Annotated in this window: 13 protein-coding genes; 12 read left to right on the forward strand and 1 reads right to left on the reverse strand. The window is 60.8% G+C overall.

All coding sequences use genetic code 11. The annotated features are described in order from the left end of the window. Positions 1-28 precede the first annotated feature (28 nt). The 8 genes from JWZ97_RS16330 to JWZ97_RS16365 all read left to right on the forward strand — a co-directional run bounded on the left by JWZ97_RS16330 (position 29) and on the right by JWZ97_RS16365 (position 10,377). On the forward strand, positions 29-721 hold the full coding sequence (locus JWZ97_RS16330; RefSeq protein WP_205431293.1) for a TIGR00730 family Rossman fold protein: 693 nt from the start codon (positions 29-31) through the stop codon (positions 719-721). Positions 722-748: 27 nt separating this feature from the next. Then, entirely contained in the window at positions 749-1,474 is a 726-nt protein-coding gene (locus tag JWZ97_RS16335) for an AAA family ATPase (protein ID WP_205431295.1), read from the forward strand. Beyond that, entirely contained in the window at positions 1,471-1,929 is a 459-nt protein-coding gene (gene atpC / locus JWZ97_RS16340) for an ATP synthase F1 subunit epsilon (RefSeq protein ID WP_205431303.1), read from the forward strand. Before JWZ97_RS16335 ends, atpC begins: the two co-directional genes overlap by 4 nt. Positions 1,930-1,997: 68 nt before the next feature. Further along, on the forward strand, positions 1,998-4,724 hold the full coding sequence (gene ppdK, locus JWZ97_RS16345; RefSeq protein ID WP_205431304.1) for a pyruvate, phosphate dikinase: 2,727 nt from the start codon (positions 1,998-2,000) through the stop codon (positions 4,722-4,724). Between the two features lie 115 nt (positions 4,725-4,839). After that, positions 4,840-5,757, forward strand: coding sequence for an NAD(P)-dependent methylenetetrahydromethanopterin dehydrogenase (locus tag JWZ97_RS16350; protein ID WP_205431305.1), 918 nt, complete (start codon positions 4,840-4,842; stop codon positions 5,755-5,757). 75 nt (positions 5,758-5,832) lie between these two features. Next, the gene (locus JWZ97_RS16355) at positions 5,833-6,738 is read left to right on the forward strand and encodes an NAD(P)-dependent methylenetetrahydromethanopterin dehydrogenase (protein ID WP_205431306.1); all 906 of its coding nucleotides are present in this window, start codon (positions 5,833-5,835) and stop codon (positions 6,736-6,738) included. Between the two features lie 79 nt (positions 6,739-6,817). Then, entirely contained in the window at positions 6,818-8,608 is a 1,791-nt protein-coding gene (locus tag JWZ97_RS16360; protein WP_205431307.1) for a VWA domain-containing protein, read from the forward strand. After that, the gene (locus JWZ97_RS16365; protein WP_205431308.1) at positions 8,605-10,377 is read left to right on the forward strand and encodes a BatD family protein; all 1,773 of its coding nucleotides are present in this window, start codon (positions 8,605-8,607) and stop codon (positions 10,375-10,377) included. Before JWZ97_RS16360 ends, JWZ97_RS16365 begins: the two co-directional genes overlap by 4 nt. Here the strand turns inward: JWZ97_RS16365 and crp are convergent. Continuing rightward, positions 10,374-11,027, reverse strand: a complete 654-nt coding sequence (gene crp / locus JWZ97_RS16370; protein ID WP_205431319.1) for a cAMP-activated global transcriptional regulator CRP — start codon at positions 11,025-11,027, stop codon at positions 10,374-10,376. The genes JWZ97_RS16365 and crp overlap by 4 nt on opposite strands. A gap of 222 nt (positions 11,028-11,249) precedes the next feature. On the opposite strand from crp, the gene amoC reads away from it, so the two are divergent. The 4 genes from amoC (at position 11,250) to JWZ97_RS16390 (ending at position 16,008) form a co-directional block, all read left to right on the forward strand. Then, entirely contained in the window at positions 11,250-12,029 is a 780-nt protein-coding gene (amoC, locus tag JWZ97_RS16375) for a bacterial ammonia monooxygenase, subunit AmoC (RefSeq protein ID WP_205431322.1), read from the forward strand. A gap of 142 nt (positions 12,030-12,171) precedes the next feature. Continuing rightward, positions 12,172-12,915 (forward strand): bacterial ammonia monooxygenase, subunit AmoA, encoded by a 744-nt coding sequence (gene amoA, locus JWZ97_RS16380; RefSeq protein ID WP_205431323.1) that lies wholly within the window; start codon positions 12,172-12,174, stop codon positions 12,913-12,915. 128 nt (positions 12,916-13,043) lie between these two features. Continuing rightward, the gene (amoB, locus tag JWZ97_RS16385) at positions 13,044-14,288 is read left to right on the forward strand and encodes a bacterial ammonia monooxygenase, subunit AmoB (protein WP_205431325.1); all 1,245 of its coding nucleotides are present in this window, start codon (positions 13,044-13,046) and stop codon (positions 14,286-14,288) included. A gap of 559 nt (positions 14,289-14,847) precedes the next feature. After that, the gene (locus JWZ97_RS16390; RefSeq protein ID WP_205431327.1) at positions 14,848-16,008 is read left to right on the forward strand and encodes an IS30 family transposase; all 1,161 of its coding nucleotides are present in this window, start codon (positions 14,848-14,850) and stop codon (positions 16,006-16,008) included. Positions 16,009-16,022 lie beyond the last annotated feature (14 nt).

Here is a 16,022-nt window from a genome sequence, read left to right on the forward strand (position 1 = left end):
CCTGAAATCCACCCGAACGGAACCGGTCATGATAGAAGATCTCAAAGGCGATGAATCCTGGCGGATGTTCCGGATCATCAGCGAATTCACCGAAGGCTTCGAGAGGCTCTCCGATACCCATTTCGCCATCTCGATCTTCGGCTCGGCGCGGATAAAGCCCGAAACGCCTTATTACCAGGCCGCTCAGACCATCGCGGAAGTGTTGGCCGGCAACGGCTATTCCATCATCAGCGGCGGCGGGCCCGGTGTCATGGAAGCGGCCAACAAGGGGGCTTGGCTGAAAAACGCACCCTCCATAGGCCTCAATATCCAGCTTCCCAGCGAACAACGCCCCAATAACTATCAGAACGTATCGCTGGAATTTCGTTATTTCTTCGCGCGCAAGGTCATGTTCGTCAAATACTCCATCGGCTACGTGTGCCTGCCCGGAGGCTTCGGCACGCTGGACGAACTTTTCGAAGCCTTGACCCTGATGCAGACGCACAAGATCCACCCCATGCCGCTGGTGCTTTTCGGGGCCGATTACTGGAACGGATTGCTGAGCTGGATCCGCGATACGGTGTTGGCGCATAAGCTGATCGGCCCCGATGAGTTGGACTACATTTCCGTCACGGACGATCCTCTGGAGGTGGTCGACATCATGAATCGCCACCGCGAATGGAAACTCAAGAAAATCCTCGAAGCTTCCGGCAAGCCCGACACCAATCGCTGCGAGCCTTAAACAACCCGATTTCCGGAGACGCCGTCCATGCCAGGCAAAGAGCCCATCGAAGTGTTGCTGACCCGGGAGTTCGTCATCGACGATTACCTCGCCAAGAAGAAGCTTCGCGCCAAGGCCGAGCCCGCTCCGCCAAGGGTGATCACGATTTCGCGCGATTACGGTGCGCTGGGAGAGGAAATCGCCGCTGGCCTGGGACAGCGGCTGGGGTTGCCGGTATACGGGACGGAGATACTGGAGCAGGTCGCCAAACGCGCCCGCATCGACAAGTTTTTTCTCGAACATTTCGACGAGCAGGGCAGCGCGAAGACCACCACCTTCCTTTACAGTCTGATCACCGGCTCCACGGCCACCCTGCTCAGCTACCGCCGATACCTCTATGACGTCGTGCTGGAGTTGGCGCAAAAGGACTGCATCCTGATCGGGCGGGGTGCCCATCTCATCCTGCAGGATCGCCCCGTGTTCCGCTTGCGCATCGTCGGCTCCCGCTTGAACTGCGCCGCACGCATCAGCGGCGAGACCGGCATAGGCCTGACCGAGGCCGAACAAAAGGTGGCCGAGATCAACGGCAAGCGCCATCAGTCCATCGTCAATCTGTTCGGCGAGAACTTCGAACACTGCTCCCTGGAACACGCCGCGAATTTCGACCTGATATTGAATACCGACCGCCTGTCGGTCGACGGTGCGGTTGCAATCACGCTGCTGGCCGTGCACGAAACGGAATCCTATTTCAGCCATCCCAAGGCGAGTTCATGACCGAACACACTCCGGCCCTGCTAAGAGTCGACATCGCGGACGTCACGCAACAGATATTCTCCGGGCTCTGCCGCAGCGTGGTCGCGCCGGCCTCGCTGGGCGAAGTCTGCATCCTTCCCCGTCACGCGCCCCTGTTGTCCAAGCTCATCCCCGGCACCATCAAGCTGGATACGGGGAACGGGGAGCCGGCGTTGTTCTACGTGTCCGGCGGTTACCTGGAGGTGCAACGCACCGAGGTGACGATACTGGCCGATCACATGCTGCGCTCGGATCAACTCGATCGCGAGTCGGCCCTGGAAGCCAAGCGTCGGGCCGAAGAGGTCTTGAAAAAGGCGCGCCTGTTCACCGATAGGGATCAGGCCAAGCTCGAACTGATCAAGGCACTGGCGCAATTGCGTGTGCTGGAGCGGGTCGATTTGCTGCGCTTGCACGGCAAGCGCCCGCGTTCCCGCTGAGATTTCATCGAGGCATGTAAGGGGCTGCCGAAGTTGTTGTCCCACCCATAATCAATAAGGAGACGCTCATGAACAAGAAACACGTTTACGCATTCACCGAGGGTGACGGCAAGAACAGGCATTTGTTGGGCGGCAAGGGCGCGAACCTATGCGAAATGACCCAGATCGGCCTCAACGTGCCGCCCGGCTTCGTCATCAGCACGGAGGCCTGCCTGGAATACCTGGAACGCAAGGTGCTGCCGCCCGATCTCATGGAGGATGTCGTCGGCCACATGCGTCACCTGGAGGAAAAAACCGGCCGGCGCTTCGGCGGCGAGAGCGATCCTTTGCTGGTATCGGTCCGCTCCGGCTCGGCCATGTCCATGCCCGGCATGATGGACACCATCCTCAACCTCGGATTGAACAGCAAGACGCTGTTCGGCCTGATCCAGCAGACCAATAACGAGCGCTTCGGCTACGACGCCTACCGCCGCTTCATCCAATTGTTCGGCAAGGTGGCGTTGGGCGTGCCGGACGAGCTATTCGACGAAGAGTTCGATGAGGTCAAACGCCAGGCGGGGGTCAAGGCCGACATCGGCCTGGAATCCTGGCACCTCAAAGAAGTCAGCGAGCGTTTCCTCAACGTCGTGCGTCAGCATACCGGCCGGCCCTTTCCCGAGGATGTCTACGAGCAGCTCGAAATCGCCATCAAGGCGGTGTTCAACTCCTGGTCGGGCAAGCGCGCGGTCGATTACCGCCGCGAATTCAACATCACGCCGGACAAGGCCAACGGCACCGCCGTCAATGTGGTGACCATGGTGTTCGGCAACATGGGCAACGACTGTGCGACGGGAGTCGGTTTCACCCGCAATCCGGGCACCGGTGAAAACGAGATGTACGGCGAATATCTGGTCAACGCCCAGGGCGAAGACGTGGTGGCCGGCATCCGCACGCCCAAGCCGGTTGCCGAGATGCAGCGCGAAATGCCCGATCTCTACCGCCAACTGGTCGAGTTGCGGAACAAGCTGGAAGGGCATTATCACGAAGTCCAGGATTACGAATACACCATCGAGAAAGGCGTGCTCTACTGCCTGCAAACCCGCAACGGCAAGATGAATGCCACCGCCTTGGTGCGCACGTCGATCGAAATGTACAACGAGGGGCTGATCACCAAGGAACAGGCCTTGCTACGCGTCAATCCGGTACACCTGGAGCAGTTGCTGCATCCCACCCTGCATCCTTCGCACGGCGAAAAGCCGCTGGCCCAGGGTTTGCCGGCCTCCCCCGGGGCGGCCTGCGGCAAGGTGGTGTTTCATGCCGACCAGGCCGAATTGCTCGGGCGCGCCGGCGAAAAGGTCATCCTGGTGCGCGAGGAAACCAAGCCGGAAGACATACACGGCTTCTTCGCCTCGCAAGGCATACTCACCAGCCGCGGCGGCAAGACCTCACATGCCGCCGTGGTCGCGCGCGGCATGGGCAAGGCTTGCGTGGCCGGCGCCGAAGGCATCAAGGTCGACACCCGCGCCCGGCAGGCGACCATAGGCGAACTGGTGCTGCGCGAAGGAGACGTGATCACCATCGACGGATCGACGGGCAATGTTTACCAGGGCGAAATCCCCACGGTGGAGCCGACTTTCTCGGATGACCTAAAAACCTTATTGGCCTGGGCCGACGAGACGGCCCGCTTGAAGGTGATGGCCAACGCGGATACGCCCAGCGCGGCGCGTCTGGCCGTGGATTACGGCGCCATGGGCATCGGTCTTTGCCGCACCGAGCGCATGTTCAACGAGGTCGACCGGTTGCCGCTGGTGGTCGAGATGATCCTGGCTCGCAACGTCGACGAACGCAAGGCCGCCCTGGCGCAATTGCTGCCCATACAAAAGGAGGATTTCAAGGCGATCTTCAAGACCATGGCGCCGCGTCCGGTGACGGTGCGTCTGCTCGACCCGCCCATGCACGAATTCCTGCCCACCGAACAGCAGTTGATCGACGACATCGATGCGATCACCCGCTACCGCAAAATCGTCAAGGGCCATCTGGCCGCCGCCGGGGTACTGAACCTGAACCCGCCGCCGGCCGGATTCGATCTCGGCCTCGATCAGCTGAACACCGCCCTGACCAAGAAGGAACGGATGCTGCGCAAGGTCCGCGAACTGTATGAGGTCAATCCCATGCTGGGCCATCGGGGCGTCCGCCTGGGGATCACCTATCCGGAAATCTACGAAATGCAGATCCGGGCGGTGCTGGAGGCGGCGGCCGAAAGCCTGAAAGAGGGGGTCGCGGTCAGTCCGGAGATCATGGTTCCGCAGGTCATCACTTCCGCGGAGTTGGTTCGCGTCAAGGAATGGGTGGACAAGATCGAGGCGGAAGTGGAAGCGCGATTCGGCGTCAAGCTCAACCTCAAGTTCGGCAGCATGGTGGAGACCGTGCGGGCCTGCATGCGAGCCGCGCAGCTGGCCGAAGTGGCGGAGTTTTTTTCGTTCGGGACCAACGATCTCACGCAGGCCACGTTCTCGTTCTCGCGCGAGGATGCTGAAAACAAGTTCCTGCCGCTGTATACCGAACACGGCATCTTGAGCGACAACCCGTTCGAGGTGCTGGATATCCACGGGGTGGGCATCCTGATGGAAATGACGGTGGAGCGCGGACGGCGCGTCAAGCCCGAGTTGAAAGTCGGCATCTGCGGCGAGGCGGGCGGACATCCGGAGTCCATCCACTTCTGCCATGAAATAGGCCTCAGCTATGTCTCGTGTTCCGCTCCGCGCGTTCCCATCGCCCGGCTGGCGGCGGCTCATGCCAAATTATTGAAGGGCTGATCAAAACGGGGCGGGTGGGGCTGGCCGGCAAAGTGCTTTAAAGCCCGCGCGCAATGAGGGAAAATGCGCCGCTCAACCCGCCCCGAGTTCCCAACAATAACGAGAGCAGCGCGCCATGGAAAAACCTTTCATCCTCCATATGTTCAGCCCCGAGAAGAATCTCAGTCCTTTCGACGTGAACATGGCGCTCGACGCCGGCTGGATATCCACCATTCCGTATACCCAGCTCGAACTGGGCGAAATTCCCGCGCTGGTGCAGGATGCGATATTTTCGCGCGGTCCAGGCGGACTCAAGCGGACCGGTATTTTCATCGGCGGGCGGGATGTGAAAACGGCCATGGATTTCCTGCGCAGCGCGCGTAAGACCATGTTCCCTCCGTTCGAGGTGTCCTTGTTCGCCGACCCCAGCGGTTCGTTCACGACCGCCGCGGCCATGGTCGCTATGGCAGAGCGCGAACTGGAAAAGCAGCACGGCACGGATCTGAAAGGCAAGAACGTGCTGGCGCTGGGCGGTACCGGCCCGGTCGGCCAGATCGCCGCCGTGCTCGCCGCGCAAGCCGGCGCCAAGGTGAAGATCATCGGTCGCCAGCTCGAAAGGGCGCAATCCATCGCCTCACTCGCCAACTCGGAGTACGGTGAGGGCAAGATCGCCATCGAGGGGGATGCCGACGCCAACAAGGCCGAGCTGATCAAGACGGCCGACGTGGTGTTCGCCACCGCCGCGGCCGGTATCGAAGTTCTCAGCGCCGAGCTGGTCGCGTCCGCGCCGCAACTGAAGGTGGCGGCCGACGTCAATGCCGTGCCGCCTTCGGGCATCGCCGGTCTCGACGCGCACCACAAAGGCACGCCCATTCCGGGATCGAAGAGCGGCGCAGTGGGGATAGGCGCATTGGCCATCGGCAACGTCAAGTATCAGACGCAGAATCGATTGCTCAACCAGATGCGTTTCCAGACCCGCAAGGGCGACAAGCCGGTTTATCTCCACTATGAGCACGCCTTCGAGGCGGCGCGCGAATTCGCCAAGAAGCTCTGACAGTCGCCGCTGACCGGCGGCTCCATCGCCCGGCCCTCCGGGCGTTCGACACACGTTTCGATTAGGTCCCAGCTCATGGAAAAACGTTCCATCATCCACATGATCGACCCCATGCCGCACAATAGCCCGTTCGATTTGAACATGGCGGCGGATGCGGGTTTCGAAGTCTTGCTTCCCTATAGCAACGTCAAGCTCGAAGAGGTGAACGGCCTGGTCCAGGATGCGATCTTCTCGCGCGGCCCGGCAGGCGTTAAGCGCACCGGTGTGTTCATCGGCGGGCGCGACATCGGCTTGGCCATGGGGATGCTGGACAAAGCCCGGAAGGCCATGGTGCCGCCCTTCGAAGTTTCGGTGTTCGCCGATCCGAGCGGCGCATTCACCACCGCCGCGGCGCTGGTCGCCTGCGTGGAGCGAGAGTTGAAAAACAAGCATGGCCTGGGTTTGGAAGGACAGCGCGCGGTCGTGTTCGGAGGCACCGGGCCGGTCGGCCTGGCGACAGGGGTCATCGCCTCGTTGGCCGGCGCGGATACCACGATCATCGATCCTTTCAACATCGAGACCGCGCTGCAGAAGGCCGACGAATACAATGCGCTGTGTGGCAGCAAGCTGCACGGGACTTACGCCAGTTCCGACGCCGACAAGGCGCGTTTGCTGGCGCACGCCGATATCGTGTTCTGCACCGCCAAGGCCGGTGTGCAGGTGTTGAGCGCGGAAGTGCTGGCCGACGCCCTGCAGCTCAAGGTGGCCGGCGACGTCAATGCCGTGCCGCCTTTGGGCATCGAGGGCCTCAAACTGAAACATTTCGGCGAACCGCTGGTCCATGCAGTCAATTCGAAAGGCGCGGTCGGCATAGGCGCCTTGGCGGTCGGCGACGTCAAATACCGCTTGCAACATCGATTGCTGGCGCTGATGCTGGAGACCGAAAAGCCGGTCTACCTGGATTTTCGCGATGCGTTTCAGAAGGCCCGCGAGCTGGTTTAACGGGAAGTTTCCGATCCGCCGGTTTGCCGCCCACGCCCCGCTTTCCGCGGGGCGTGTCGTTTGAAGCGATTTACCCGAGATGAACGAATTCCATTTTATGCGGCCCTGGTGGCTGCTGGCGCTACTGCTTTTGGTTCTGTTGGGCGCATATCTGCAGCGGCGCGGACGTGACGCCGGCGATTGGCGCGAGTTGTGCGATCCCGACCTGCTGCCCCACATTTTGGTGCAGGGCGCGGGTGGTGGAGGGCGCCGTTTCGGCGTCTGGCTGTGGTGGCTGGGCGGTGTCCTGGCCGTCTTGGCTCTGGCAGGCCCCGTTTGGCAGCGGGTGCCGGCTCCCGCCCTGCGCAACGAAGCGGCTTTGGTCATCGCGCTCGATTTATCGCGGACCATGGATGCGGCGGATGCCAAGCCCAGTCGCCTGGCGCGCGCGCGCTTCAAGATCGAGGATATCCTGCGCCAGCGGAAGGATGGCTTGACTGCGCTGCTGGTTTATTCGGGCGATGCGTATACCGTGACGCCATTGACCGACGATGTGGCGACCATCAAGGCACAAATCGAGGCCTTGACCAGTGATCTCATGCCGACGCAGGGAGGTCGTGCCGATCTGGCGTTGGAACGGGCGTGGAAGTTGCTCGGGCAAGCCGGACTGACGCAGGGCGATATCTTGCTGATCACCCATGGTGTCAATCTGGGCAAGTCGGAGCCAGCCGCCGCCGGATTGCGGGCGAGTGGATATCGTCTTTCGATCCTGGGCGTGGGCAGCGAAGAGGGAGCGCCCGTGCCTTTGCCCGAAGGCGGGTATTTGCAGGATACGCGAGGACAAATCGTGCTTTCCCAACTGGCCACGCCCGCCCTGCGGCAATTGGCCGCGACCGGAGGTGGGCTTTATCGCACCCTGGGCGCGGACGATGCCGACGTCGCCGAGTTAACGGCGCAGTTCGCGCAACAGGCGCGGGCTGGGGCCGGATCGGATGTTTTCCGGGTGGAGCAATGGCGCGAGCAGGGGCCGTGGCTGCTGCTGGGCTTGCTCCCGCTGGCTGCTCTGGCATTCCGCAGAGGCGTGCTGTGGGTATTCGTCTCGGTCGTGCTGGCCCAGGCTCCCGTCCCCAGCCACGCCGAGGGCAGCACGAGTCTCTGGCAAACCCCGGACCAGCGCGCGAGCCGGGCCTATGCGGAAGGCCGTCACGCCGAAGCGGCGTCGACATTCAGCGATCCTGCCTGGAAGGGCGCCGCGCTCTATCGGGCCGGCGATTATGCCGAGGCGGCACGAGCGCTGGAGTCGCTGGATACGGCGGAGGCTCATTACAATCGCGGCAACGCCTTGGCGAAGCAGGGTCTCTACCTGGAGGCGTTGGCTGCTTATGACCGTGCCCTCGCGTTATCCCCCCAGCATGCCGACGCCAAGTACAACAAGGAACTCGTGGAGCATGCCTTGCAACAACAGCAGGAACAGAAAAAGGAAAAACCCGGTGATGGGCAACAAGACCAAGCCGCCAAACAGCGGCAGGATGCGAAGCCGGAAAATGGGCAAAACGGCGGAGAGCGGGCGCAGGAGCAGCAGGCGAACCAGGAGAAGTCGGGTGAAAACCGGCAGGAGCGACGTGCTGAACAGAATAGTACGCAGAAGGACGACATGAGCGAGGGCGAAAACGCAAAGGGGCGCGGGGAAAAGCCGCGGTCCGCGGCATCTGAAACGTCCGCGGCCGAGCGCGATCGGCCGGCTGCGGGCGAGGTGAGTACGGAGCGCCGCGAGCAGCAACAAGCGGGAGAACAATGGTTGCGGCGTATTCCCGATGATCCGGGCGGGCTGCTTCGGCGCAAGTTTTATTACCAGTATCAGCAGCGCCAGGGACTGGAGCGTCGGCCATGAGCTTCTCACTCGCCACGTCCATCCGTTGGCTCGGCTGTTTGCTGTTCCTCGTCGCGACGCCGGCGCTGGCCGCCACCGTTCAGGTCACGCTCGACAGCCGTACGGTGCGCTTGGGTGAGTCGTTCAATGTCGTGTTCGGCGCCGAGGCGTCGCCCGACGGCGAGCCCGATTTCGCTCCTTTGAAACAGGACTTCGATATCGTCAGCCAGAGCCAGAGCAGCCAGGTTTCCATCGTCAACGGCCGTTTCCACCGCAAGACCGAATGGCTGCTCACTCTGATCGCCAGGCGCGCGGGTAGTCTGACGCTGCCGCCCGTCTCCTTCGGCCGCGACGCCAGTCCCGCGACGCCGATCCTCGTGGAGGAAGGACCTGATCCATCGACCAAGAACGGCGCGCCGTCTGGGGATTTGATAGTGGAAGCCGAGGCGGAGCCACGCAGCCCCTACGTTCAGGCGCAGGTCGTGTATACCTTGCGGGTTTTTTTCAGGGTGGACGTCGCGGGCGCCGATCTCAGCGAGCCTGCGCCGGCCGATACCCTGATCGAGCGCCTGGGCAAGGAACGCCGTTACACCGCACAACGCGGCGGCCTCGACTATACGGTCGTGGAGCGCAAATATGCCTTGTTCCCGCAGAAGAGCGGGCCACTACACATCGATCCCGTCCGGCTGGAAGCGCGCGTCGCCGACGGCGGGCGCTCCCGTTTCAACAGCCTGTTCAATCGCGCGACGCGGGTGTTGCGCTTGAATTCCAACCCATTGGATCTCACCGTGCGTGCGGTGCCGTCGGCGGTCGCCGGCAAGCCCTGGCTTCCCGCCGAAAGCGTGCAGTTGGAGGAGACGTGGTCGCAGGATCCGGGTCGCTTGAAGGTAGGGGAGCCCGTGACCCGCACGCTGAGTTTGCGTGCAGTCGGTGCGACGGTAGGGGTGCTGCCCGAAATTGCAGCGATGCCCGAAACCGTGGCCGATCTGAGGCAATATCCCGACCAGCCTAGTCTGAACGAGGAAAAGAAAGATTCGGGTGTCGTTGCGGCCCGTGAGGAGAAAGTAGCCCTGATCCCCGGGCGCGCCGGCCGCATCGTCCTGCCGGCGATAGAAATACCCTGGTGGAACATCCGAACGGACCAGCCCGAGGTTGCAAGGATCCCGCAGCGCATTTTGACCATAGAGTCGGCTCAGGGGCTGGCTGACGATGGACAGCAAGCGGCCGTTTCCACACCGAAGCCGATGACGACGGGACCGGCGCAGCCGGCGGCAGCGCCTGCCGTAACGCCGCCGGACTCGGCGGAGCCGGGAAGCCGTTGGCTCGGGCTGGCTTTGCTCTGTGCGACGGGTTGGGCGATCACGGCGGCCGGCTGGTGGGGCAGTCGCTACAAAAAGGGCCGCAAAGACGATAAAGGGCTCCCCCGTCCCCGGTCATCTTCCAGCGATGACAGCGCACGGTCGGTCCGCAGGGAGTTGCAGGCCGCCTGCAGGGCGAACGACGCCCGCGCGGCGCGCGTGGCGTTGCTGAGATGGGCGCGCATACGCTATCCGGCTAAGGAACCCTTGACGCTGACGGTGTGGTGCGAATTGGGAGCGGAGTTTGCCGAAGCCGTCGACCGTTTGGAGCGCGCCCTATACGGCCGCGTCGAGACCCCCTGGTCGGGCGACGAGTTATGGGGCCGGTTTGCCGGCTTGGAGGAAGTCGCCGGCCACCGCGATGTGGCGAGCCCGGGTGCGGTTCTTCCCCCTCTGTATACGAGGACGCAATCGTCCGAGCGAAGCCCTTAGCGGGCGCCAAAGACCACAATAGTTTTCCCTGAAACGGATATCAGGCCATCCGCCGCGAGACTCTTCAAGACTTTGCCCGCCATTTCCCGCGAACATCCCACGATGCGACCGAGCTCCTGGCGGGTCACGCGGATTTGCATACCGTCCGGGTGAGTCATGGCGTCGGGCTGGCCGCAGAGATCCTCCAGCGTGTGGACGATACGCTGGGTCACATCGAAAAATGCCAGCTTCTCGACCTTGCGGCTGGTTTTGAGCAAGCGGTGGGAAAGCTGTTTGCCCATCAGCAACAAAATATCGACGGCGCAATCGGCCAATTCCGCATGTAACAGCTGATGCAGCCGGGCGTAGCCGATTTCGGCGAGCTGTGAAGGTTCGCGAGTTACCACCGACACGTCGCGGACCATGGGGCCCATGAAAACGCCGATTTCCCCGATGAAGTCGCCTTTGTTCAGATAGGCCAGCACGATGTCCTGGTCGTTCGCCTTGTCGTGCATGCTGACCGCCACCGAGCCCGAGGCGACGTAGAACAGTGTATCGCCATGGTCGCCGGGTTTGATGATGCGGGCCTTCCCCGCATATTGCCGACGGTGGCAGTAGCGCAATAGGCGTTCGAGAGTCTCACGGCTGACTGTGGGTTCCTGGTGGATCATGGGCGATCCTGCGATGCGGTAGAAGGCAAGATTCTAGCAGCGGAAAGATTATGCGAAATCGTCCGGATGAGTTCTTGACAGCGCAACGGGGGGTGTGACAAAGTGTCGCGCACCCAAGGGTAGGGGGCTTCACTTCTGCAAATGAGGTGGGGGATTTAAGGATGAAGACACAAGAAATCGCTTCATCATGCGATGAGGCAAACCCTAAATCTGGAGGTAACAATGGCTGCAACAACTATTGGTGGCGTCGCCGCCCAGGAAAAGCCGCTGCTTGATATCAAGTGGCTGACTTTTGCGTTTGCGATCTACACCGTTTTCTATGTGTGGGTACGCTGGTACGAAGGCGTTTACGGCTGGTCCGCCGGTCTGGATTCTTTCGCACCGGAATTCGAAACCTACTGGATGAACTTCCTGTACATCGAAATCGTGCTGGAAATCGTCACCGCATCGCTGCTGTGGGGCTACATCTGGAAGACCCGCGACCGCAACCTGGCCGCCATCACCCCGCGTGAAGAACTGCGCCGCAACTTCACCCACCTGATCTGGCTGTTCGCTTATGCGTGGGCCATCTACTGGGGCGCTTCCTACTTCACCGAGCAGGACGGCACCTGGCATCAGACGATCGTGCGCGACACCGACTTCACCCCGTCGCACATCATCGAGTTCTACCTGAGCTACCCGATCTACATCATCACCGGCTTCGGCGCCTTCCTGTATGCGAAGACCCGTCTGCCGTTCTGGTCGCAGGGTCTGTCTCTGCCCTACCTGATCACGGTCGTGGGTCCTTTCATGATTCTGCCGAACGTCGGTCTGAACGAATGGGGTCACACCTTCTGGTTCATGGAAGAGTTGTTCGTAGCGCCGCTGCACTACGGCTTCGTGTTCTTCGGTTGGTTGGCTCTGGCGATCCTGGGCGTTGTGCTGCAAGTTGCTAGCAGCTTCAACAACCTGATCGGCAAGCAAATCTGCGAAGCTGTTGATCAGGGTCTGATCAGCAAGTAAGTAGGCTACGGGCTGGGCGGTCGGGCTTTTGTCTGCACCGCCTGCCACTTGTCCTTCGGGCAAGCAGGCTGTGTAAGCCGGATCTACGGCTCGTCGATCTGGTTTGCGAAAACATAAAAATGCGACATTTTGGAGGTAACTCATGAGCGCACTTCAATCCGCGGTTCGGTCACACGCCGAAGCAGTAAAGGTCTCGCGGACCGTAGACTATATCTTGTTGTTTGTTGTTTTCTTCGTGGTGGTGGGCTCGTACCACATTCACGCCATGTTGACGATGGGTGACTGGGACTTCTGGGTTGACTGGAAGGATCGTCGTCTGTGGGTAACGGTGGTACCGATCGTGTTGATCACCTTCCCGGCGGCGCTGCAGTCGGTTCTGTGGGAACGCTTCCGTCTGCCTTGGGGCGCCACCGTGGCGGTCCTGGGCCTGCTGTTGGGTGAGTGGATCAACCGCTACTTCAACTTCTGGGGCTGGACCTACTTCCCGATCAACCTGGTATTTCCTTCCCAGATCGTACCGGGCGCCATCATTCTCGACACCGTCCTGTTGTTGAGCGGCAGCTACCTGTTCACCGCCATCGTTGGCGCCATGGGCTGGGGCTTGATCTTCTACCCGGGCAACTGGCCGGTCATCGCACCGTTCCACGTACCGGTCGAGTACAACGGCATGCTGCTGTCGGTTGCCGACTTGCAGGGCTACAACTATGTCCGTACCGGTACCCCCGAGTACATCCGCATGGTTGAAAAGGGCACTCTGCGTACCTTCGGTAAGGACGTAGCGCCGGTATCGGCCTTCTTCTCTGCGTTCATGTCCATCCTCATCTACTTCATCTGGCACTTCGTCGGCCGCTGGTTCGGCTCCGTCAAGTTCATTCAGCAGAGCTAATTGCGAGTAGATAAACGGATGGGTGTCGGCGGCGTCCGCACCCATGCGCTGAACCATCAAGAAGAGCACACCGCTGCCGGGCTCACCGGGTAGCGGAAACAACGAACATTCTCGAAAGAGGAGGAACTATGAAAGTAATCAGAGACAGGATCGCGCACTGGTCCTTGGTCGGCTTGTTGTTGGCATTCGCCGCGACCAGCTTCTACGCGCCGAGCGCCTCGGCCCACGGTGAAAAATCGCAGGCTGCGTTCATGCGTATGCGTACCATCCACTGGTACGACCTGAAGTGGTCCAAAGAAAAGGTGCAGGTCAACGAAGACGTTGAAATCACCGGTAAGTTCCACGTCTTCGAAGGCTGGCCGGAAACCGTTGACGAACCGCATGTATCGTTCCTCAACATCGGTATCCCCGGTCCCGTCTTCATCCGCAAGGAATCCTACATCGGCGGTCAGCTGGTGCCGCGTTCCGTGCGTCTGGAAATCGGCAGCACCTACGAGTTCCGCGTCGTACTGCGCGCTCGTCGTCCGGGTGACTGGCACGTACACACCATGTTGAACGTCCAGGGCGGCGGTCCGATCATCGGACCCGGCAAATGGATCACCATTGAAGGCTCCATGGCCAACTTCAAGAACCCGGTGACCACCCTGACCGGTCAGACCATCGACCTGGAAACCTACGGTGAAAGCAACATCGCCTTCTGGCACGTATTCTGGGCAGTGTTCGGCACCGCCTGGATCGTCTGGTGGGTCCGCCGTCCGGTCTTCCTGCCGCGCATCCTGTTGGTTGATGCGGGTCGCGCCAATGAAATCGTCACCCCGACCGACCGCAAGGTAGGCGCCGCCTTCCTGGCCGGCACCATCCTGATCGTGGTGGCTTCCATGAGCGCCACCAACAACAAGTACCCGATCACCATTCCTCTGCAGGCGGGTACTCTGCGTGGCATCCACGCGCTGGAAGAGAAGAAGCCGACCATCGCGATCAAGGTGGAAGACGCCACCTACCGTGTGCCGGGTCGTGCGATTCGCTTCAAGCTGACCATCAGCAACAATGGCACCAGCGCTGTGCGTCTGGGTGAGTTCTACACCGCCTCGGTCCGCTTCCTGGATTCCAATGTCTACAAAGACACCACCGGCTATCCGGAAGACCTGTTGGCGGAAGACGGCCTGAGCGTCAGCGACAACAGCCCGCTGGCTCCGGGTGAAACCCGCACCGTCGAAGTCACCGCTTCCGACGCTGCATGGGAAGTCTATCGTCTGGCCGACATCATCTACGATCCGGACAGCCGTTTCGCCGGTCTGCTGTTCTTCTTCGACGCCGCTGGCACCCGCCAGATCGTCCAGATCGACGCGCCTCTGATCCCGTCCTTCCTGTAAGGTGGGCCTGAGCCGCCCCGCGCGGGGTGGCTCATCCCATCCGAACCGAATCGGGTTCAACTGACCCCCGCCGGGTAACCGGCGGGGGTTTTTTATTTCCGATATCGGATCGAAGTTAGACGAGCCGGGCCTTATAAGCCCGTATCGATAGGAATCAGTTTGAGTTATTGACTCCGCGTCTATCCCGCGAAAGTGCCACGCTTAACGGCGGTCCCGGGCCCAGTCACTCACCAGTCACTCAATGGAACGCAAGCAACCCGGCAGTAACGATTCCGCGACCGAGTGTACAGCCGAGCGAAGCCGATGTTGTGCTGTGAGACCGGAGTTGGGCAAGTCTGATGAAGTCACGGCGCTATCAGCGCGCCGAGATACAGCTGAGCGAGTGGGGGATAAGGCGTGATGCGGCCGAATGGAAGCCCGATTCGGCCGGGTGATGGGGAGCTTGAACTGGCCCCTGGATTTGGAAAATCGAAAGCGGGTGCGAACGGCGACTAAAGAATGTGGATTCAACCGGTGGATGCAACATACTAGATCTGCATAGGCAGAAGGAGTGTTGCAGATGAAACAGCGACCCCGAATCTATTACACGGACAGCCAGAAGGCGCTGATGTGGGAGCGCTGGAGAAAGGGCGACTCCCTCCAGCAGATTGCGCAACTATTCGATCGCAACCACTCGTCGGTTCAGAGAATTCTGGCGGAGACAGGTGGGATACCTCCTGCTCCGCGATGTCGCTCTAGGTTGGCGCTGACGCTGAGCAACCGGGAAGAAATTTCCCGAGGTTTGGTTGCGGGGCACTCCATTCGTACCCTTGCAAGCCAGCTCGGGCGAGCGCCTTCCACCATCAGCCGAGAAATCAATCGCAATGGAGGTCGGAGTTGCTATAGAGCCAGCCAAGCCGACCAGGCTACCTGGGATCGGGCGCGTCGTCCCAAGCGTTGTAAGCTGGTGGAGAGCCGAACGCTTGCCCACATCGTGGCGAACAAGCTCCAGTTGCTGTGGTCGCCGGAACAGATTGCCGGATGGCTCAAGCGCATCTATCCCGACCATGCAAGTCATCAGGTGTCACACGAGACGATCTATCGCACCTTGTTCATCCAAACCCGAGGGGCTTTGAAGAAGGAGTTGCTGGCGTATTTGCGTCGTACACGCGCCATGCGCCGTTCTCGTCATCACACTCAGAAGACGGACAATCACGGCCGAATCGTCGATACCGTGTCCATTAGCGAACGTCCTGCCGCGGCGGATGATCGGGCCATACCGGGGCATTGGGAAGGCGACCTGCTGTGCGGCAGCAAGAACAGTCAGATTGCGACGCTCGTGGAACGTCAGTCACGTTACGTGATGCTGCTCAAACTGTCCGGAAAGGACACCGAAACCGTCACCAATGCGTTGATCAAGAATGCTCATAAATTGCCGCAAGAATTATACAAATCGCTGACCTGGGACCGGGGCAAGGAAATGGCTGACCACAAGCGTTTTACTTTGGCTACCGACATCCAAGTCTATTTCTGTGATCCGCACCACCCTTGGCAACGGGGAACCAATGAGAATACCAACGGACTTCTGCGCCAGTATTTCCCGAAGGGAATTGACTTGTCTGCCTATTCACAAGCCAAGCTTAATGCCGTAGCGCGAGAATTGAATGGGCGCCCAAGGAAAACACTAAACTACGAAACGCCAGCACAACGATTTCACCAAACCGTTGCATCCACCGGTTGAATCCACAAACGGAA

The sequence above is a fragment of the Methylococcus sp. EFPC2 genome (assembly GCF_016925495.1).
Taxonomy (GTDB): Bacteria; Pseudomonadota; Gammaproteobacteria; order Methylococcales; family Methylococcaceae; genus EFPC2.